Annotated in this window: 17 protein-coding genes; 9 read left to right on the forward strand and 8 right to left on the reverse strand. The window is 66.3% G+C overall.

Going from position 1 to position 19,350, the window contains the following annotated elements; genetic code table 11:
- Positions 1-2 precede the first annotated feature (2 nt).
- Entirely contained in the window at positions 3-758 is a 756-nt protein-coding gene (locus Q7V45_RS12505) for a hypothetical protein (RefSeq protein ID WP_304852357.1), read from the reverse strand.
- Between the two features lie 179 nt (positions 759-937).
- Here Q7V45_RS12505 and Q7V45_RS12510 point away from each other — a divergent pair, with 179 nt between their 5' ends.
- Positions 938-1,705, forward strand: a complete 768-nt coding sequence (locus Q7V45_RS12510; RefSeq protein WP_304852359.1) for an SDR family NAD(P)-dependent oxidoreductase — start codon at positions 938-940, stop codon at positions 1,703-1,705.
- Between the two features lie 124 nt (positions 1,706-1,829).
- Here Q7V45_RS12510 and Q7V45_RS12515 read toward each other — a convergent pair whose 3' ends face one another.
- The 3 genes from Q7V45_RS12515 to Q7V45_RS12525 all read right to left on the reverse strand — a co-directional run bounded on the left by Q7V45_RS12515 (position 1,830) and on the right by Q7V45_RS12525 (position 3,990).
- The gene (locus Q7V45_RS12515; RefSeq protein ID WP_304852361.1) at positions 1,830-2,618 is read right to left on the reverse strand and encodes an exodeoxyribonuclease III; all 789 of its coding nucleotides are present in this window, start codon (positions 2,616-2,618) and stop codon (positions 1,830-1,832) included.
- Between the two features lie 93 nt (positions 2,619-2,711).
- On the reverse strand, positions 2,712-3,044 hold the full coding sequence (erpA, locus tag Q7V45_RS12520) for an iron-sulfur cluster insertion protein ErpA (protein WP_304852363.1): 333 nt from the start codon (positions 3,042-3,044) through the stop codon (positions 2,712-2,714).
- A gap of 49 nt (positions 3,045-3,093) precedes the next feature.
- Entirely contained in the window at positions 3,094-3,990 is an 897-nt protein-coding gene (locus Q7V45_RS12525) for a DMT family transporter (RefSeq protein WP_304852366.1), read from the reverse strand.
- 73 nt (positions 3,991-4,063) lie between these two features.
- Between Q7V45_RS12525 and Q7V45_RS12530 the strand changes: the two genes are divergently transcribed.
- From Q7V45_RS12530 to Q7V45_RS12540, 3 genes are read left to right on the forward strand one after another with little or no spacing between them, the layout of a single operon-like run.
- Complete coding sequence (locus Q7V45_RS12530; protein ID WP_304852368.1) at positions 4,064-6,307, forward strand: CHASE2 domain-containing protein; 2,244 nt, start codon at positions 4,064-4,066, stop codon at positions 6,305-6,307.
- On the forward strand, positions 6,288-7,208 hold the full coding sequence (locus Q7V45_RS12535) for a DUF4392 domain-containing protein (protein ID WP_304852370.1): 921 nt from the start codon (positions 6,288-6,290) through the stop codon (positions 7,206-7,208). The genes Q7V45_RS12530 and Q7V45_RS12535 overlap by 20 nt, the downstream gene beginning before the upstream one ends.
- A 10-nt stretch (positions 7,209-7,218) precedes the next feature.
- Complete coding sequence (locus Q7V45_RS12540; protein WP_304852567.1) at positions 7,219-8,385, forward strand: acyl-CoA dehydrogenase family protein; 1,167 nt, start codon at positions 7,219-7,221, stop codon at positions 8,383-8,385.
- 91 nt (positions 8,386-8,476) lie between these two features.
- Here Q7V45_RS12540 and Q7V45_RS12545 read toward each other — a convergent pair whose 3' ends face one another.
- From Q7V45_RS12545 to Q7V45_RS12560, 4 genes are read right to left on the reverse strand one after another with little or no spacing between them, the layout of a single operon-like run.
- Complete coding sequence (locus tag Q7V45_RS12545; protein WP_304852372.1) at positions 8,477-9,592, reverse strand: aromatic ring-hydroxylating dioxygenase subunit alpha; 1,116 nt, start codon at positions 9,590-9,592, stop codon at positions 8,477-8,479.
- Positions 9,593-9,613: 21 nt separating this feature from the next.
- A complete protein-coding gene (locus tag Q7V45_RS12550; RefSeq protein ID WP_304852375.1) occupies positions 9,614-10,240 on the reverse strand; it encodes an exopolysaccharide biosynthesis protein in 627 nt (208 codons plus the stop codon).
- On the reverse strand, positions 10,237-11,100 hold the full coding sequence (locus tag Q7V45_RS12555; protein WP_304852377.1) for a CoA ester lyase: 864 nt from the start codon (positions 11,098-11,100) through the stop codon (positions 10,237-10,239). The genes Q7V45_RS12550 and Q7V45_RS12555 overlap by 4 nt, the downstream gene beginning before the upstream one ends.
- Positions 11,101-11,106: 6 nt before the next feature.
- Positions 11,107-11,562, reverse strand: coding sequence for a MaoC family dehydratase (locus Q7V45_RS12560; RefSeq protein ID WP_304852380.1), 456 nt, complete (start codon positions 11,560-11,562; stop codon positions 11,107-11,109).
- A gap of 107 nt (positions 11,563-11,669) precedes the next feature.
- Here Q7V45_RS12560 and Q7V45_RS12565 point away from each other — a divergent pair, with 107 nt between their 5' ends.
- The 5 genes from Q7V45_RS12565 (at position 11,670) to Q7V45_RS12585 (ending at position 19,303) form a co-directional block, all read left to right on the forward strand.
- Positions 11,670-12,647, forward strand: coding sequence for an NADPH:quinone oxidoreductase family protein (locus tag Q7V45_RS12565; protein WP_304852382.1), 978 nt, complete (start codon positions 11,670-11,672; stop codon positions 12,645-12,647).
- Between the two features lie 16 nt (positions 12,648-12,663).
- Positions 12,664-13,419 (forward strand): SDR family NAD(P)-dependent oxidoreductase, encoded by a 756-nt coding sequence (locus tag Q7V45_RS12570; protein ID WP_304852384.1) that lies wholly within the window; start codon positions 12,664-12,666, stop codon positions 13,417-13,419.
- A gap of 684 nt (positions 13,420-14,103) precedes the next feature.
- Positions 14,104-17,184: a hypothetical protein gene (locus Q7V45_RS12575; RefSeq protein ID WP_304852387.1), complete on the forward strand. Its 3,081-nt coding sequence runs from the start codon at positions 14,104-14,106 to the stop codon at positions 17,182-17,184.
- Entirely contained in the window at positions 17,184-17,978 is a 795-nt protein-coding gene (locus Q7V45_RS12580; protein WP_304852389.1) for a hypothetical protein, read from the forward strand. The genes Q7V45_RS12575 and Q7V45_RS12580 overlap by 1 nt, the downstream gene beginning before the upstream one ends.
- 227 nt (positions 17,979-18,205) lie before the next feature.
- Positions 18,206-19,303, forward strand: a complete 1,098-nt coding sequence (locus Q7V45_RS12585) for a M14 family metallopeptidase (protein ID WP_304852391.1) — start codon at positions 18,206-18,208, stop codon at positions 19,301-19,303.
- Positions 19,304-19,350: the final 47 nt, after the last annotated feature.

The following is a 19,350-nucleotide window of genomic DNA, read 5'->3' on the forward strand; positions in this document are numbered from 1 at the left end:
CCCTATAGGCCTTTCAGGACCTCGCTCAGCGCGGCCCCGGGCTGGTGAGGCATGAAGACCTGGAAGGGCGCCCCGAAGATCGCGGTGAGGACCAGGCAGGTGCTGAACGACACTGTGAAAAGGCTCACGGCGACCCTCATCGGCCGTCTCTGGCCGAGATGCACGAGCATCAGGGCGATCTGGGTGATCGCCCCGAAGATCACCATGGCGAGGCCCTTGAGCGGCACCGTGGCATCGCTGGCGAGATGCACCCTGTCCTCCCGCGCCCTCATCATGGTCTGGGCCTCGCCGATCAGGATGGCCCGCGACGAGGAATCGAGGCCGGGCTCCCGCACGATCGCGCCCACGAGGTCATCGAACGCATTCTCGGTCTTGCCGCGGGCCGCCTGGATCACCTTCCCTCGATCCATCTCGCCGCTGGAGGCTTGCAGGTAGGTCCTGAGTTTCGGGATCACGGCCGCCGTGACGCCCATGGCGTGCGCGGTGTGGGCGATCAGCCGCGCGGCATTGGTCTCGCCGTTCACGAAGCGGCGGGCCTGGATGTCCTTCTGCCAGGCATCGCTGGCCAGCAAGGCGGCATAGAGGCTGAACAGCATGGCGATGCCGTTGAAATAGGGCGCCACCACGCCCTTGCAGGACTGGATCGACGCCGAGAGCGGACCACGGGCTTCGGCCGTGAGGATTACGATCGCCAACAGGGCCGGGACGCAAACCGCCAGCACCAGTTTCCAGCCTATGCTCAGCTCCAGGTACATCATCGACTTTCCTCCCCCGACGAAGCCGTTGAACGTCCCAGATACCATCATTCGGCCGGGCACGGGGGGCGTGTTCGGCCGACTCTGTGCCGACTGGAGAAACTCATGCCTATCGACCAATTTCCCTGGCCGGTTCATGTTGGGACGATTGCATTGCTGACAGGAAAACGAGGAGACGACCGATGATGTTCGATCTTACCGGCAAGGTGGCCGTGGTGACCGGCGGCAGCCGTGGCATCGGCCGCTCGATCTGCGAACAGATGGCCGCCCATGGCGCCAAGGTCGTGGTGTCGAGTCGCAAGCTGCCGGCCTGCGAGGAGGTGGTGAAGGGGATCAAGGAGAAGGGCGGCGAGGCCACGGCGGTCGCGGCCAGCATCTCCGACAAGGCCCAGCTCGAGAACCTCGTCGCCGAGGCGCGCAAGGCCTATGGCAAGATCGACATCATGGTCTGCAACGCCGCCTCCAACCCGTATTTCGGCCCGCTCACCGGCCTGAAGGACGAGGTGTTCCAGAAGATCATGCAGAACAACGTGATGTCGAACCTGTGGCTGATGAACATGGTCGGCCCGGAGATGGCGGAGCGGAAGGACGGCGCCTTCATCATCGTGTCGTCGATCGGCGCGCTGGTCGGCTCCGCGCACATCGCCGCCTACAACATGAGCAAGGCGGCCGATCTCTCGCTGGTGAAGTCGCTCGCCATGGAGTGGGGCAAGCACAACATCCGCGTCAACGCCATCGCGCCTGGCTTGATCCAGACCGACTTCGCCAAGGCACTGTGGGACAATCCGCAGATCCGCGCCGCGCAGGAGAACAAGGCGGCCCTGAAGCGCATCGGCCAGCCCGACGATATCGGCGGCGTTGCGGTGTTCCTCGCCTCCAAGGCCGGCAACTTCATCTGCGGCCAGTGCATCATCGCCGACGGCGGCGTCATCGGCGCGGGCGCGGAGTAGCCCAAGACCCCATCCGAACTAAAGAAAGTACCCGTCATCTCGACCGGAGCGCGCAGCACGTAGCGGAGAGATCTTCTCTCCACTTCGCGCCTTCGGCGCTACGGTCGAGACGACGGTGTGGGGCTTAAGCCGCCACGTCCAGTTCACACCAGACCGGGACGTGGTCCGACGGTTCAGTCTTGCCCCGTTCGGCCTTGTCGATGCCGACCGCGGTGAGGCGGTCGGCGGCCTGCGGCGAGAGCAGCAGGTGGTCGATGCGCAGCCCGTTGCCCTTGGGCCAGGCGCCGGCCTGGTAATCCCAGAACGTGTACTGCTCGCCATCGGGATGGAACGCCCGCACCGCGTCGGTCAGGCCGAGATTGAGCAGCTTGCGGAACGCGGCCCGCGATTCGGGCTGGCAGAGCGCGTCGCCGGCGAAGGCCTTGGGATCGAACACGTCCATCTCGGTCGGGCAGACATTGTAGTCGCCGCACAGCACGAACATCTCCTCACGCGCCAGCAGTTCGCGGGCGTGGCCGAGCAGGCGCTCCATCCAGGCGAGCTTGTAGGTGAACTTCTCGGTGCCGACCGGATTGCCGTTGGGCAGGTAGAGCCCGCCGACCGTCAGCGGCCCGCGCGGCGTATGGACCCGCCCCTCGACATAACGCGCCGGCTCGTCCTCGGCGGCGCCGGGCAGGGCGCGCGCCGTCACGTCGAACGCATGGTGGGACAGGAAGGCGACGCCGTTGAACCCCTTCTGGCCGACGATCGCTGCCTTGTAGCCGGCCGCCTCGACCTCAAGAGTCGGGAACTGCGGCTCCTGAGCCTTGATCTCCTGCAGCACGACGATGTCGGGCTTGGCCTCCTGCAGCCACGCCACCAGATTGCCGGTGCGCTTGCGGACGGAGTTCACGTTCCAGGTCGCGATTTTCATGAGTTCAGGCTGCCTCTCCGCCTGACCTCATAGCACGCCTCGCCCTGAAGAGTGGTCGTAGCGCGCGCCTCTTCCAGGTGAGACGGCGAAAAATCAGACGCTGAACGAGTTGCCGCAGCCGCAGGCGGAGGTGGCGTTCGGGTTCTTCACCTGGAACGCCGCGCCGACCATTTCCTCGACATAGTCGAGCTGGCTGCCCTTGAGGAACTCAAGCGAGGTGGCGTCGACCAGGACGGCGGCGCCGTCGTGTTCGATGACCAGGTCGTCTTCGTTGCGCGCTTCCTCGAACGAGAAGTTGTATTGGAAGCCCGAGCAGCCGCCACCCAGGACCGCCACCCTCATCATGACGGGCTTGGGCTCTTTGGAGGCCAGGAAGGCGATCCGCTTGGCCGCGTTGGAAGTCACGGAAAAGGTGGTGTCGGTCATGCCTACAAGATGTGGTGGGCGAGGCGATTCGTCAATCCCGACAAAAACCCTAGGAGATTAGGGTTTTCCGGAGGGCCCTCGCCCGAACCCGCTCGCGGTGGAGGATGTAGAGGCCCGAGCCGATGACCAGCGGCAGGCCGTACCAGACGGTCCAGGAGGGCTCTTCCTCGAACCACAGGTAGCCGTAGGCCATGGCGAGCACGATGGCGGTATAGTCGAATGGGGCCAGGATGGCGGCGGGCGCCAGCCGCCAGGCGCGGGTGATCAGGATCTGGGCGCAGCCGCCCAGCAGGCCGAGGGTCAGCAGCCAGACCCAGTCGAGCAGGGGCGGCCATTTCCATTCCGGGATGGCACAGGCGATCGAGACGACGGTGCCCACGACGGCGAACCAGAACAGGGTCACGACGTCGGGATCGTGGCGGCTGAGCAGGCGGACCAGCACGGTCGAGAGCGAGTAGCAGAAGGTGGCCGCCAGGATGACCAGCGAGACCAGGTGGAACTCGATCGCCCAGGGATCGAGCATGATCAACACGCCGGCAAAACCCACGCCCACGGCGGTCCAGCGCCGCCAGCCGACCGGCTCGCGCAGGATCGGCACCGACAGCGCCACCATGAAGAGGGGGGCTGCGAAGGAGATGGCATAGGCATCGACCAGCGGCATGCGCGGGAAGGCGTAGAAGAAGCCGAACATGCTGCCGAAGCCGATGGTGACCCGAAGCGCCTGCAGCCCCGGGCGGGTGCTGCGGACCACGCGGAGGCCTCCCGCGTGCCAGATCAGCACCGCGACGGGGAGCAGGGCCACGGCGCTGCGGAACACCATGAGCTGGAAGGAGCCGTAGGTGCCGCCCAGCCCCTTGACCATCGCGTCCATCGTGCAGAACAGCACGAGCGCGCTCATCTTGAAGTAGATGCCGTGCAGGGCGGTCTGGCTGGGAGCGTGCGGCAAGGTCGCGCTATTTGGCTCGCGCTGCATACTCTGTAAAGTGAACTTGTCGGGGGATCAGGGGAAACGTGAGCGCGTGAGCTGGCTGTTGCGCTGCATCAATTCGCGACGGGCGCCGATCGTCGTCGCGATGCTCGTCCTGCTGGGCGCCCTCGTGCTCCGCATCGCCGATCCGGCGGCGGTGACGCGCATTCGCGATTTCGCCTTCGACAGCTACCAGCGCCTCGAGCCGCGTCCCTACAATCCTGAGACCCCGGTGCGCATCGTCGATATCGACGAGGCAGCGCTGAAGGAATACGGCCAATGGCCGTGGCCGCGCACGATCATCGCGCAGATGGTCGACAGGCTCACCGAGAAAGGCGTCGCCGTGGTGGCCTTCGACGCCGTGTTCGCCGAGCCGGACCGGTCCTCGATCAGCCGCATGGTGCGCGACCTCGTGGCCTTCACCGATCCCGAGACGGTCCAGAAGCTGGCCGCCGCGGTGCAGGACAACGACAAGGTGCTGGCCGACGCCATGGCGCAGTCGAGGGTCGTCACGGGCTTCGGTTTCGACGTGAAGGGCTCGGGAAAACCGCCGCGCACCTTCCATGGCATGGCCTTCGCCGGCGACCAGCCCAGCCAGTTCCTGCCGCAGCAGGGCGGCACGGTGAAGTCCCTCGACCTCCTGGAAGCCGCGGCGAAGGGCAACGGCAGCGTCAACACCGACGTCGACAGCATCGTGATTCGCCGCGTGCCGATGCTGTTCCGTGTCGCCGGCTACCAGGGCCTGTTCCCGTCGCTGTCGATCGAGGCGCTGCGGGTCGCGCAGGAGGCGTCCTCCTACCTGGTCAAGTCGTCGGGCGCGAGCGGCGAGATGTCGTTCGGCGAGAAGACCGGCATTGTCGCCATCAAGACCGGTGCCCTCGAAGTGCCGACCGACGGCCGCGGCCGGGTCGTGCTCTACGATACCGGCCACCAGCCGCAGCGGTTCATATCGGCCCGCGCCGTGCTGAAGGACGAGGTGCCGGCCGAGAAGCTGGAAGGCCAGGTGATCTTCGTCGGCACCAGCGCCATCGGCCTCAAGGACCTGCGCAACACGCCGGTCCAGGACGGCGTGCCCGGCGTCGAGGTCCATGCCCAGCTCGCCGAGCAGATGCTGGAGCAGCGGTTCCTTGCCCGGCCCGACTATGCCGACGGTGCGGAGTTCCTCTACCTCGCCGCCATGGGCCTGCTGATGGTCGTGCTGCTGCCCCGGCTGACGGCAGGCAGGATGGCGCTGGTCGCGACGATCCTCATCGGGGCGGGGCTGATCGTGCCGTGGCTCGCCTATTCCCGGTACCACCTGCTGTTCGATCCGATCTATCCGCCCGCGACCCTCGCGGCGATCTATGTCAGCGGCACGGCGCTCGCCTTCATGCGAACGGAGCGGGAGCGGGCGGAGATCCGCGGCGCCTTCGGCATGTACCTCTCGCCCGACCTGGTCGAGCAGCTTGCGCGCAATCCCAGCCTGCTGCAGCTCGGCGGCGAGCAGCGCGAGATCACGGTGATGTTCACCGACGTGCGCGGCTTCACCACCATCTCGGAGCAGTTCGATCCGCAGGGGCTGACGCGGTTCATGAACCGCTTCCTGACGCCGATGACGGACCTGATCCTGGGTCTCAAGGGCACGATCGACAAGTACATGGGCGACGCCATCATGGCGTTCTGGAACGCGCCCCTGCCGGTCGAGCGCCACGCCGCGCGCGCCTGCGATGCGGCGCTGGCCATGCAGGCGCGCCTTGCTGTGCTGAATGCAGAATGGAAGGCCGAATCCGAGGCCGAGGGGCGCCGGCACATCCCGGTGAACATCGGCGTCGGCCTGAACACCGGGCCCGCGTCGGTCGGCAATTTCGGCTCGACCCAGCGTTTCACCTATTCCTGTCTGGGCGACGACGTGAACCTGGCCTCGCGCCTCGAAGGCCAATGCAAGACCTATGGCGTCGGCATCATCATCGGCCGCAAGACGCGCGAGGCAGTCGAAGACTACGCTACGTTGGAGATCGATCTGATCACTGTGAAGGGCAAGACCGAGCCCGAGCGGGTCTACGTGCTCCTGGGGGACGCCTCTGTTGCGAAGACGCCGGCCTACGCCGCGCTGGTCGAACGGCAGGACGAGTTCCTCCGGCTCTATCGCAGCGGCGCGTTCGCCGAGGCCCTCGCGACCATCGAGGCCTGCGAGACGGCGGCCGCCGGGGCGGGATGGCCCCAGAGTTACTATCAGATGATGCGCGGGCGGCTCGACGAGCTGATCGACGATTCGCCGGTGGACTGGAAGGGAGTTTATGTCGCCAAGGACAAGTGAGCAGGATCGCCGCCTCACCGCCATCGAGGACCTCGTGTGCCGCGACGTGGGCCGCAAGACGCAGCAACTGATCGACGCCAATCGCGGCGGCCTGGCCGAGTCGGCGACGTCGCTCGCCACCGCCACGCGCGTGGGGCTGATCACCGGCTTCTTCGTGCCGCGCGGCGACGTGGCGGCGCCGGAGACCGACGGGCCCGTGGGAACCGCGCTGCTGGCCGCTTCTCTCGTGGCCTGCGGCGTGCCGGCGCGCATCGCCGTCGACACGCCCAGCGTCGAGGCCGTGCGCTCGGCCGTGCGGGCGACTGGCGAAGACGTGACCGTCGATGAGATCGTTCTCGGGGAAGACGGCGCCATCGAGGCGCAGGCGCGGATCTGGCGGCAGGACAATCTCTCCCACGTCGTCGCCATCGAACGGTGCGGGCGCAGCGCCGACGGCCGGCCACGCAACATGCGCGGTGTCGACGTCTCGCCCTGGACCTTGCCGCTCGATGCGTTGTTCGAGGGCGGCGACTGGGCGAAGCTCGCGGTCGGCGACGGCGGCAACGAGATCGGCATGGGCAAGCTGCCGCCCGGCCTGATCGCCCAGCACGTGCCTAACGGCGCGGAGATCGCCTGCGTAACCTCGTGCGACCACCTCGTGGTCGCCGGCGTCTCGAACTGGGGCGCCTACGGGCTCATGGCGGCGCTCGCCGTCCTGCGTCCCGACTGGCGTCCGACAATCGCGAAATTCCTGACCGCGGAACGGGACTTCTTCGTCACCGATACGATCGTCAAGGAAGCCGGCGCGGTGGACGGGGTGACGGCGCTGCGCGTCGCCACGGTCGACGGATTCGGCCCGGAAATCCACGGACCGCTGGTAGACAGGCTTGGTCGCATTGCATGGGGAGAGGGCGCGCATTAGCTTGCGCGCCATGGAAAATCCCTACGCTCCGACGCATCCCGAGATCCGCGACGCCGTTCGCCAGCTCTGCCTGAAGTTCGATGGCGCCTACTGGCGCGATCTCGACCGCGAGCGCGGCTATCCGACGGCCTTCGTGAAGGCGCTGACCGAAGCCGGCTGGCTGTCGATCCTGATTCCCGAGGAATATGGCGGCGCGGGCCTCGGCATCTCGGCGGCCAGCGCGGTGCTGGAGGAGATCCACAAGGCCGGCTGCAACGCCGCGGCCTGCCACGCCCAGATGTACATCATGGGCACGGTGCTGCGGCACGGCAGCAAGGAGCAGAAGGAACGCTACCTGCCGAAGATCGCGACCGGCGAGCTGCGCCTGCAGGCATTCGGCGTCACCGAGCCGTCGAGCGGCACCGATACGCTGAGCCTGCGCACCACGGCGGTGAAGAAGGACAACAGCACCTACGTCGTGAACGGCCAGAAGGTGTGGACCAGCCGCGCCGAGCATTCCGACCTGATGCTGCTGCTTGCCCGCACCACGCCGCGCGAGCAGACCAAGAAGAAGACGGACGGGCTGTCGGTGTTCCTCGTCGATATGCGGTCCGCGCTGGGCAAGGGCCTGACCATCCGGCCGATCCGCACCATGATGAACCACAACAGCACCGAAGTGTTCTTCGACAACATGGAAGTGTCGGCCGAGAACCTGATCGGCGAGGAGGGGCAGGGCTTCCGCTACATCCTCTCCGGCATGAATGCCGAGCGGGTGCTGATCGCCTCGGAATGCATCGGCGACGGCAAGTGGTTCATCGAACGTGCGGTGAACTACGCCAATGAGCGCAAGCTGTTCGGCCGCCCGATCGGCCAGAACCAGGGCGTCCAGTACCCGATCGCGCGCGCCTACACGCAGATCGAGGCCGCCGACCTGATGGTGCGCAAGGCCGCCGCGATGTTCGAGGCAGGCATCAATGCCGGCGCCGAGGCCAACATGGCCAAGATGCTGGCCTCGGAAGCCTCGTGGGCGGCCGCCGAGATGTGCGTGCAGACCCATGGCGGCTTCGGCTTCGCCGAGGAATACGACGTCGAGCGCAAGTTCCGCGAGGCCCGCCTCTACACGGTGGCGCCGATCTCGACCAACATGATCCTGAACTTCGTCGCAGAGCACGTGCTCGGGCTGCCGCGGTCGTATTAGCTTTTTTTGTCATCCCGAGTGTAGCGAGGGACCTTTACTGCCACCGCACAAAGGTCCCTCGCTACGCTCGGGATGACACCTGTTTCGTAATCTATGCCTCTGCCCCCACAGCCTCGACGATCATCTTCTGGAAGTGGATGACGAGGTGTTCGCTGTTGGTGAGGAAGCGACCCGTGTCCGGAATCCCGCCCAGCAGGCCGCGCTGGACCGAATCGGTCAGCGCATCGTCTTCCGCCGCAACCTGCTTGTTGAAGGCGACGAGTGACTTCGCGAAGTCTTCGGTCACACCGGGTCCGAAGAACTGTTCCGAGAAGCCCCTGGTCGCGTTCGGTCCGTCCGGCGTCCAGACATCGATCGACAGGTTCGGGAAACCTGGATTGATGTTGATCGTCACGTTCGGCCACAAGAAATGGTACTGCGACTGCCTCACGGCGCCCGAGACGTCGTACAGCTTGCCCCTGGCCTTGCCGTCGAGCGCCGCCGGCCGGACAGGGCCGCTCTGGCTCGAGAAGTAGCCGTGGGTCTTCAGCGTGTAGACATCCGGGCGCACGTCGATCGCGGCGTTGAAACCGGGATGGGCGACGGCGCAGTGATAGCATTCGAGATAGTTCTCGAGCATCGTCTTCCAGTTGGCGTTCGAACGCCATTCCTCGCGGCTGTAATGCACGAGCGTATCGAGCGCGACGCCACTTCCGGCGATCAGGTCGAGGACCGGGCCGTAGCAGGACGCGGCCGTCGGCCCCTCGGGGTCGAGGTTGACGAAGACGAACGGCCCGAGCGCCTCGGCGCGGATCGGCACCAGCGGGAAATCGGCGAGATTGAAGTTCGGCTCCGACGCCGAGCGCGGCACGCGCTTCAGGCCGCCGGCCAGATCGTAGGTCCAGGCATGGTAGCCGCATTGCAGGCTCTTCGCATTGCCGCGGCCTTTCAGGACTTCGTGGCGGCGATGGCGGCACACGTTCACGAGGCCTGCCAGGCCATTCTCGTTGCGCACGACCGCGACCGGCACGCCGCCGGCATAGCCGGTCACGTAGTCGCCGACCTCGACGAGCTGCGACAGCGGGCCGACATAGTTCCAACTCCTGCGGAAGACGCGCGCGATCTCACGCTCGGTGATCGAGGGATCGGTGTACCAGCAGGCCGGAAGAGACTCACCGCGATCGAGCGCGGCGAGCAGGGTGGCGGGAACGTCGGCACGTAATGTCATGGCGGCAGCTCACTATGGTGGCTAGCCGAAGATAATCCCCCGCAGGGTCGAAATTGCGGCCGAGATTGCGGCATGGCCGACCATCAGGAGAAACACGGTCCAGACGGCGGTGATCGCCGTGAGGAGCCATCCCAGAATGGCCATCAAACCGTCATCTTCGATGAGGGCGAAACAGAAGAAGAGGATGGCCCAGGCCGGGAAGAAGTTGTCGAAGGGAATCGGCAGCGCGAGAATCAAGACGTCCAGCGACCAGGCCAGCAGGAGCAGCCGGCGTGGCACGCCGTTCACCCACCATTCGTAACGCGCATGCACGGTGTTCTCGAGCCAGCGGATGAAGCGCCGCGCACGGGCGAGGAAATCCTGCAGCTTGCCGCGTGGCAGGCCGCGTTTGCCGATCATGAGCGGCAGCGATGGCACCGGTCTCCCGGCGAAGTACTGCGCCAGGAGGTAGAGCATCGGCACGCCTGTGATCGTCGACAACCACGGAATGCCGGTCGGTATGACGTTCGCGATGTTCAGCGCCAGGATGGCGAAGGCATAGGATCGCCCTTCGAGTCCGACAAGGAACTCGTTCAGCGTGAGGATCGACCTGCGGTCGCCGCTGAACAGCCGATCGAGCGTGTCCAGAAGGCCGAAATTGTCCTTCATCCACCCGTCCGCGAGACCAGGCGGCGGGCCAGCACGAGATGAGGTTTGTCGAGCATCTTGCCGTCCATCGTGAGGACGCCGGCGCCGGGATTGCCCTCGAACGTCGCGATGACGCGCGTTGCCCAGTCGATCTCGGCCGCGGTCGGCGTGAAGACTTCGTGGATGATGGCGACCTGGTCGGGATGGATCGCGATCTTGCCGCCGTAGCCCATGCGCCTTGCGTCGTGCGCCTCGGCACGCAGGCCTTCGACGTTGCGGATGTCGGGATAGACTGTGTCGTAGGCAGTGACGCCGGCGGCGACCGAGGCCATCAGGTTGACCGTGCGCGCCATCTTGAACGTGTCATCGTAGACGCCGGGAGAGGGACCTTTCGCCAGGGCGCCGAGATCGGCCATCAGATCCTCGCCGCCCCACGAGTGACCGATCAGGCGGGCATGCTTCGCCGGCGCGGCGGTGAGCGCCAGGATCGCCGCCGCGCTCTCGGTGGCGATCGTCAGGATGCGGGTTGCGCCAGCCTCGATGCCCTCGCGCGCTTCCAGCGCATCGAGATAGTTCGACATCAGGTCGAGGTCGGCCTGGCCGACGCATTTCGGGAAGACGATGCCGTCGGGCTTGCCCTGCATCACGGTGGCGAGGTCGCCCAAGGTCAGGCCGGTGTCGAGCGCGTTGACGCGGACGTAGAGTTTCGGGCCGGCCCGGTCGGCGCTCCGGAGATAGGCCAGCGCCATGTCGCGCGCGATCATCTTGCGGTCGGTGGCGACGGAATCCTCGAGGTCGAGGATCAGCCCGTCGGCGCCGGAGGCGGGGCCCTTGGCGAGCTTGCGCTCGGAATCGGCGGGGACGAACAGGAAGGATCGCATCGGTTCTCAGTCCTTGGGTTTCTTGCGCATCAGCGCCTGGCGGGTGCATTCGGCGACGGTCTCGCCGCGCTGGTTGATCGCGGTATGGGCGAATTCGACGATACCGGCATCGGGACGCGATTTGCTCTCACGCAGGCCGAGCACGCGGGTTCGCACGCGCAGCGTGTCGCCGTGGAAGACGGGCTTGGGAAAGCGCACGTCGGTCATGCCGAGATTGGCAATCGTGGTGCCGAGCGTCGTGTCGTTCACGGTGATACCGATCATCAGGCCCAGCGTGAACAGGCTGTTCACGATGCGCTGCCCGAACTCGGTCTTCGAGGCGAATTCCTCGTCGAGATGCAGCGGCTGGACGTTCATGGTGAGCGAGCTGAACAGGACATTGTCCATTTCGGTCACGGTGCGGGTCCATTCGTGCTCGAACACACGCCCGACGGTGAAGTCCTCGTAATGAAGTCCTGCCATCTTTCTCCTCGCGGAAGGGGAGCCTTCCTAGCATGGATGGACGCTGGCCGGCTCGCCATCGTATCAATGCCGCCACAGGATGAAACACCGGTATGGGGAGTAAGACGATGCGCGCGATGCTGAGCGAAACGCCGGGCGGGCCAGAGAGCCTGAAGCTGGTGGAGATGCCCTCCAAGCCGCTGGGCAAGGGCCAGGTGCGCGTCGCGACCAGGGCGGCCGGCGTCAACTTCCCCGACACGCTGATCATCCAGGACAAGTACCAATTCAAGCCGCAGCGCCCGTTCGCGCCGGGCCACGAGATCGCGGGCGACATCACCGAGGTCGGCGAGGGTGTCTCCGGCTACAAGGTGGGCGACCGCGTGATCGGCATGATCGGCCATGGCGGCTATGCCAGCGAGGCCGTGGTCGACGAGATCCAGCTCCTCCCGATGCCGAAGAACATGAGCTACGAGGATGGTGCGGCCTTCACCATGACCTACGGCACCTCCTACTACGCGCTGAAGCAGCGCAGCAGCTACAAGCCGGGCGAGACGCTGCTGGTCACCGGGGCCTCGGGCGGCGTCGGCCTCACGGCGGTCGAGCTGGGCGCGCTGATGGGCCTCAAGGTGATCGCCGCCGTAGGCTCGGACGAGAAGATGGAAGTCTGCCGCAAGTACGGCGCCACGATGTTCGTGAACTACGCCAAGGAGAAGATGCGCGACAAGGTCAAGGAACTGACCGGCGGCGCCGGCGCGGACATCATCTACGACGCGGTCGGCGGCGATGCGTTCGACGAATCGATCCGCTGCATCGCCTGGTACGGCCGCCTGCTGGTGGTGGGCTTCGCGGCGGGACGCATCCCGTCGCTGCCGGCCAACCTCGCGCTGTTGAAGAGCTGCGACGTGCGCGGCGTGTTCTACGGCGCCTGGCGCGGCCGCGAGCCGGCCGAGGCGCGCAAGAACTTCGACGAGATGCTGGCCTGGTACGGCGAGGGCAAGCTGAAGCCGCATATCTCCATGCGCTTCCCGCTGGAGAAGGCGGCAGACGCCATGAACGCTTTGCTGTCGCGCAAGGCGACCGGCAAGGTCATCATCGAGGTCGCCTGACAACACGGAGGCTTCGATGGGCAGACTGGCCGGCAAGATCGCGATCGTGACAGGGGCCGCCTCGGGTATCGGGGCGGCGTCGGCCAAGCTGTTCGCGGAGGAGGGCGCCCAGGTGCTGGCGGTCGACCGGCCGGAATCGGCGATCGACACGGTCCATGCCGGGAACACGGCGATCGAGGCCTTCGCGGCCGACATCACCGGCGACGACGCGCCGAACAAGATCGTGGCCGCCGTCCTCGACCGGTTCGGGGCGCTCGACATCCTGTTCAACAATGCCGGTGTCAGCGGCCGCGCCTTCGTCGAAGAAATGACTGACGAGATGTGGGACCGCGTGAATGACGTCAACGTGCGCGGCATGTTCCGGCTGTGCCGGGAAGCCATTCCAGCGCTGAAGCTCAGAGCCAGGGAGAAGGGCCGCGCGCGGATCGTCAACACGGCCTCGGTCATGGCCTTCGACACCGATTACGGCCTGGCGGCCTATTGCGCGTCGAAGGCCGGCGTCGGCGGTCTCACGCGGACGCTCGCGCTGGAACTCGGCAAGTTCAACATCACCGCCAACTATGTCTGCCCGGGCGCGATCTACAGCGGCATGACGCAGACCAACTTCGACAAGCCGGAGATCCGGGAGGTCTGGGAGAAGAAGGCGGCGCTGCGCCGGCTCGGCCAGCCGATCGACATCGCCCGCGGCGCTCTGCTGCTGGCGTCCGACGACGCCGACTTCATCACGGGCCACGAGTTGGTGGTGGATGGCGGCCTCACCTTGCGGACCTGAGACGCAGGCCCTCTTAGTAGTCTACTACGCGGCGCCATCCTTCCTGAGGTTATGGGCGCGCGCCTGCAGTCCATCCGCTGCAGCATCTTGCCGACCGCGAACCCGGTCGCGCAGCGTCGGACGATCCATCCCGCAGGCCTACACGGCCTCTGTGCGCGACCATCCTCCAGCACCAGCGCCATCGCGGATCTGGCCAGACAAGCGACCGTCCTAACTCGGCGATGTAGCGAGGCAGCGGCGTAAGGCAGCTCCAACCGCGTCACCTCGATCTTGGCGCCCAACCTGTCGTCCCTTCCCGCACGCAGGGCGGTTCGCTTCGAGATTTGACGCTTGAATATTCAAAGTCCGGCTCATCAGTAACTCGAGGGCTCGCTTCTCACAGGAGAGATGTCTTTGAGAACATTTGATGCCCCTGGCGATGATACTGCCTATCCCTCGTTCTCGTCGCCCCTGTTGCCGCCTGCCTTGTCGCGGCCAGTGAGCACCGGTCACCCGGAAGGCTGACCTCGCGGTGTAACTGAACACCGTCGCATCGATCGGGTCGAGCGCGCCGAAATCGCCAGCCAACGAGAAGTCGATCACCGGCGGGGCTGTCCGGGGCGTTGGAGCCGCTTTCCTTTTCGATGCGGCACGCGACGGCAAAGCGCCCTCCAGGCCCCGATGGGCCGCTGAACGGAGACGAACATGGCAAGCATCGAGACAGAAGGGCTGCCCGTGGCAGCGCCTGCCGCGCAACCATGGCCTCGCAAAGAGCTTGGGGGCGACAGCCCGCTCGGTCTCCAGGCCGACGAGATGTTCGCGCGCCAACTCGACACCCGGTTCGCGGGCGAGGTGCGCGGCCTGGTGACCGATCCTGTGACGGGTCTCGCGGGCCGTGACCCCGAGGGCGCACTGGCCGGGATCGCCGAGACCAACCGGCTTCTGGGCGCGCTGAAGGACCGCTATCTCGCGCAGGCGATCGGACCGCGCCAGAAGGCCCTGCTCGAACCGGTGATCGACCGGCGTCTCGACCGCGCCGCCGGCGACCTCGGCCGGATCGCGGAGCAGGCGACGTCGGTGCTGGACGACCGCATCGTGGCTGAGCGCCTCGCCGACCTGCGGCAGGACGCGTCGCTGTCCTGGCAAGACCCGGCCCATCTGCGCATGCTGGGCCGCACCGCGGTGGGCGAGCTGCGTTACCAGGGCGAACGAAAAGGCTGGGACGCGGGCCGGACCGATACTGCGGTGCGCACTGGCCTGAGCGATCTCTATGCCGGCGCGGTCGAGGCCGCGATCGGCCAGGATCCCGAGCGCGCGGCGAAGCTCTACATCCACGCGCGCGATGTGATCCAGCCGGCGCGGCAGGCCGCGGTCGAGCGCCAGATCGAACGGGCGCGCAACGAGCGTCGCGTGACGGAGATCGTCGGTGGTTTGGCCGACACGCCGGACGATCCGACACGGCGCCCCGACCTCGACGACTACCAGGCGCGGGCCGCCGAGGCGACGCCCCCGGACGCCTCGCCCGAGGTGCGGGCGCAGGTGACTCGGATGGCGCGGATCGAACAGGCGCACGCCGACCGGGCGTGGCAGGCGGCGCGGGGCCGCGCGGCCACGGGCGCGCTCGACTGGCTCGGCGCCAATCCCGCGGCGCCGCTGATGGCGATGCCGACGGCGCTGCGCGACGGGTTGAGCCCGGAGCAGAGGGAGGCGCTCGACCGGACGGCCATGAACGGCGGGCGGGTCGTCACGGACCGCGACCTTTACGACAGGCTCGACGAGCGGGCCGTGCACGAGCCGGAAAGCTTTGTTGGCGTTGACCTTTTGCAATACCGGCTGTCGCTCGGCGACAGCGACTACAACCGCCTGACCAAACTCCAGAAGACTCTCGCCGAAGGCAAATCCGATCCGGCCTTCGAGCGCCACCGTCTCGGCCGCCTGTTCCTGGGAGAGGGGCTGCGCAATGCCAACCTCGATCCCGACGGAGAGGAGGCTCGGACCGCGCGGCAACAGCTCGACAGGCTTTTAGGCGCCTTCGTATCCGTCGAGGGCAAGCCGCCGACCATGGCGGACATTCGCGGCCTCGTCGGCGACGTGCTGCCGCGCGTAAATGGCGATCAGAACATCTTCCGGGTCCCGGGCGGCGAGCCGGTCAAAGCGAACAGCAATACGCAAGTTGCGCCGCCGCAAGAGCCAGTCGAGGGGCGCCGAGGGATTGCACCGCCAACGGAGACAGCTCCGAGCGGTTCTGAAAATGCGGTGAGGGGTGCGTTCGATGGGGCGGAGCCCCGCGTCGTCCATAACGACGACGGCAGCGCAGAGGTCACGGCCTGGAAGATTCCGACGCGGGGCGGCCCGGCCGAGGCCACCATCCGCATCGATCGCGACCGGTTGGGAGCTTCGGCGGAGATGGTCCTGCCCAACGGGCACCGGGTCGAGAGCCGACGAACTAATGACGGCGGCACCTGGTCTCAGATCGACACGATCCGCGATCCGCAAGGCACCGCAGTCGGCACACAAACGACCATCTTCGATGGCACGCGCGTCACGCAGACATGGGAGCCGGCCGATGGCCCGGGGCGGACGGCGAGTTGGGAAGCGGAGCCGCCGTCCGGGGATTTGCACTTTGCGAACGCCGGCATTGGCGCTCTTGGAGGTCTCGGCACCGCGAGATCGCTGACGGCCGGTTCGCTGTCCGCAACCGCCACGTCCATCGCGGGTGACGTGCTGGCGCTGGGAACGAGAGCCCTCGGCCTGGCTGGTGCCGCAGTCAGCGGAGCCGCGGCCGGAGTCGCGGCAGGTGCTGCGGTGCTCCTCACACCAACGAACAGCCAGGGCACAACGGTCGACCTGGGCGATGGCATGCGGCTGCGCCAACCGCCGGGAGATTCCAGCGGCGTCATCGAGAAGAGCGTCCTCGGCGGCAGCCTGTGGGATCGCATGCCCGTAGCGGTGCACATCCAGGATGGTGCCACCTCGGATCGCCCGCAGATATTGATGATCGACGCCACGGCGCTGGAAAGGGCGACCGGGCCGGAGGCCGCCGACCGCGTGCTGGGGAAGGCCGAGACGCGCTTCGATGTGGTGCCGATCTATTCGAGCCGTCCGCCGGTCAAAGAGGATCGCCGCGATGGCACCGGAAATCCCACCGCAGTCAGCCCGAACAGCCCGCTGCCCGAAGAGCCCGACCACAAGGAACTCGAGCACATTGCTCGTTGGCTGAGCGAGAGAAACTTCCGGGCCGACAAGAAGCATTACCCGGGCGCCGACGGCATCGATACGGCCATCGGCGTCCGGCTCGATCCCCGCGTCGGCGAGCCGGCGGCAGGGCAAGAGTACCTGCCCAACCACCCGAGCCATCGCAAGGGATTGGAGGGAGAGTACGATCTGGCCAACGAATTCGCGCGGCAATTCCCCGACCACACGATCATCGAGTTTGGTCGCAAGGCGGGCGAGCACGGGCCGGACATGATCTCGGTCGACCCCAACGGCAAGATCACCCTCTTGGATTCCAAGTGGCGCGGGGCGGATACGTCGATCAGTCCGAGTCGGCGCGCACATCAGACAGAATGGTCCCTCGAAAATGCCCTGGGGCGCGCCGAGAAGAGCATCCCCAAGGCAGTGGCCAGCGGGCGCCTATCGCTTGAAGCCGCGGCCAGGGCGCAGGAGAATGTGGACAAAGGTAAAGTGACCATCGTAACGGTCGGCACTGGAAGTGCGCGCAACGGTGTGATTGAACGAATTGTCGGCCGCGAGCGCGCTGTCGTCCATCCGAAGCGGAAGCCGTGATGCCGGAAGTTTTCGAGCCTGGAAAACGTCGTCAGCTCTTTCTCGACTTCGATTTGGCGATTGCGACGAAGTTCGAACTGGAGACAACTGGCCCGTCCATTCGCTCGCATTATATGGCTAGTAAACTGAGGCGTTTGATCCATGCCCATCTCCTGGGACTGCGAGACCGGGTGCTGCCGGCGATGCGGGCGCTAGAGGACTGGATGGCCAATCAGCCTGGGCCAGCCGAGGGTAAGGATAGCAGCGAATGCTTTCGAGGCTATCAATGGTGGGAGACTCTGGGCCTGTTCAAGTGGCTGATCGAGGGTGATCCGGCGGTAGCCGAGTTCGGCCGCGCGAGCGAGGCGGTCTGGCGGCAGTGGGACAAGTTCGACCGCCTCCTGCCCAACAGGAGGAAGCTGCTGAAGCGGGAGGTACTCGAAGTTGCGCTACCGCTCAACTTGGTGGCGCGACGCCATGAAGTCGGCCTGAAGCTCTGCCAGGAGGCGGGACTCACCTCCAAGGCCTCGTCGGCGCCAGCCATCTCGCGGGCGGAACTGATGTACGGGCAATGGGCCTGTCGTCATCTCGCCGACGGTGGCAAGCCCGACGCGGCCTATGTCGCCAAGGGCGAGGAGATGCTGCGCAAGGTCATGTCGGAACGCTTCATCGAAAACGGCTACTACACAAGGATGGCGATGTGGCTGAAGGCGATCTACCACGACAGCGGCGTCACGAAGACGCCAGAGGAGACAATCCTCAGGGCCTATGACACGATGACCGGCGTCGAGAAGCCCGCCTTCGCAAAGATCTGACGTTGGGAAGAGTTTGGCTAGCAACTGCATCGGTAGAAGCGATGCAGGTGAGCCAAGCAATGGCCGTCGGCGCTTACAGCCCGGACGCCGTGCTCAAGCCCATCGATTTCCACCCATGAAGTCGGCTAATTTGTTATGTGTTCGCCATGTCTCCGTCCCAAGCAACAGGGAGGAGTCTGACGGCGTCTTTTGGAATGTGTGAAGCTTTGGACGAGGTATCGTCGACCATGAACAACATTGCCTCCTTCGCCGCCGACTACAGCGAGGCGCGCGACAAGTTCCTGGCCGCCGCCCGGCTCGCCGACGCAGCGACCTTTCGCTACGACAATTCGACCAAGGGCCCGAAGGGCGAGGCGCTGTCGACCGACGTGGCCTGGATCGGGCCGGCCGACGCCTCGAAGGTCATGGTCACGATCTCGTCCACGCATGGGGTCGAGGGCTATTGCGGCTCGGGCTTCCAGGTCGACTGGCTGGCCGGCGTCGGCGCATCGGGGCTGCCGAAGGGCACGGCGGCGCTGTTCGTGCACGCCATCAACCCCTACGGCTTCGCCTGGACGCGGCGCGTGACGGAGGAGGGCAACGACCTCAACCGCAACTATGTCGACCATTCCAAGCCCTATCCGGTGAACGAGGGCTATCTCGAGATCGCCGACGATCTCGTGCCGGCGGATTTCAGCGAGGCGGGGCGGGCGGCCGCCGATTCGAGGCTGGCGGCCTTTCGCCGGAAGGTCGGCGACGTCGAGTTCTTCCGCGCCGTCTCGGGTGGCCAGTACAGCCATGCCGACGGCATGTTCTTCGGCGGTGGCGGAGCCTCCTGGTCGAACCGCACGCTTCACGCCATCGTCGACCGCTACCTGAAGGGCCGCGAGGACGTGGCCGTGGTCGACTTCCATACCGGGCTCGGCCCCTACGGCTATGGCGAGCCGATCACCCATTACGACATCGGCACCGGCGGCTCGCGCCGGGTGCGGAGCTTCTGGGGCGAGTCGGTCACGGAATCGAAGCGGGGCCAGACGGCCTCCCAGGCGCGCGACGGGCTCGGCCACTACGGGCTGAACCGCGTGCTAATGGAGCCGCAGACCCGGCTCACCATGTGCACGCTGGAATACGGCACCTTCGATCGCGAAAGCGGCCAGAAGGCCTTCCGGGCCGATCACTGGCTGCACAAATACGGCGACCCGCTGGGCAACGAAGCCGAGGCCGTGCGCAAGGCGATGCGCCGCCAGTTCTACCCGGACACCGACGACTGGAAGGAGGCCGTGCTGTTCCGCGGCCACCAGGTCGTGCGCCAGGCCATCGCCGGGCTGCAGCGCGGGCCGCTCTAGCTTTTGGGGACAAGCCCTCGAAAAGCCATACCTCCGCTCAGCGATCC

The organism is Reyranella sp. (assembly GCF_030651995.1).
Lineage (GTDB): Bacteria > Pseudomonadota > Alphaproteobacteria > Reyranellales > Reyranellaceae > Reyranella.

What these genes read in the sequence shown, in the direction of transcription:
- Q7V45_RS12505 (WP_304852357.1), bottom strand. Translation starts at nt 758, where the DNA reads ATGATGTACCTGGAGCTGAGCATAGGCTGGAAACTGGTGCTGGCGGTT.
- Q7V45_RS12510 (WP_304852359.1), top strand. Translation starts at nt 938, where the DNA reads ATGATGTTCGATCTTACCGGCAAGGTGGCCGTGGTGACCGGCGGCAGC.
- Q7V45_RS12515 (WP_304852361.1), bottom strand. Translation starts at nt 2,618, where the DNA reads ATGAAAATCGCGACCTGGAACGTGAACTCCGTCCGCAAGCGCACCGGC.
- erpA (WP_304852363.1), bottom strand. Translation starts at nt 3,044, where the DNA reads ATGACCGACACCACCTTTTCCGTGACTTCCAACGCGGCCAAGCGGATC.
- Q7V45_RS12535 (WP_304852370.1), top strand. Translation starts at nt 6,288, where the DNA reads ATGTCGCCAAGGACAAGTGAGCAGGATCGCCGCCTCACCGCCATCGAG.
- Q7V45_RS12540 (WP_304852567.1), top strand. Translation starts at nt 7,219, where the DNA reads ATGGAAAATCCCTACGCTCCGACGCATCCCGAGATCCGCGACGCCGTT.
- Q7V45_RS12545 (WP_304852372.1), bottom strand. Translation starts at nt 9,592, where the DNA reads ATGACATTACGTGCCGACGTTCCCGCCACCCTGCTCGCCGCGCTCGAT.
- Q7V45_RS12550 (WP_304852375.1), bottom strand. Translation starts at nt 10,240, where the DNA reads ATGAAGGACAATTTCGGCCTTCTGGACACGCTCGATCGGCTGTTCAGC.
- Q7V45_RS12555 (WP_304852377.1), bottom strand. Translation starts at nt 11,100, where the DNA reads ATGCGATCCTTCCTGTTCGTCCCCGCCGATTCCGAGCGCAAGCTCGCC.
- Q7V45_RS12560 (WP_304852380.1), bottom strand. Translation starts at nt 11,562, where the DNA reads ATGGCAGGACTTCATTACGAGGACTTCACCGTCGGGCGTGTGTTCGAG.
- Q7V45_RS12565 (WP_304852382.1), top strand. Translation starts at nt 11,670, where the DNA reads ATGCGCGCGATGCTGAGCGAAACGCCGGGCGGGCCAGAGAGCCTGAAG.
- Q7V45_RS12570 (WP_304852384.1), top strand. Translation starts at nt 12,664, where the DNA reads ATGGGCAGACTGGCCGGCAAGATCGCGATCGTGACAGGGGCCGCCTCG.
- Q7V45_RS12575 (WP_304852387.1), top strand. Translation starts at nt 14,104, where the DNA reads ATGGCAAGCATCGAGACAGAAGGGCTGCCCGTGGCAGCGCCTGCCGCG.
- Q7V45_RS12580 (WP_304852389.1), top strand. Translation starts at nt 17,184, where the DNA reads ATGCCGGAAGTTTTCGAGCCTGGAAAACGTCGTCAGCTCTTTCTCGAC.
- Q7V45_RS12585 (WP_304852391.1), top strand. Translation starts at nt 18,206, where the DNA reads ATGAACAACATTGCCTCCTTCGCCGCCGACTACAGCGAGGCGCGCGAC.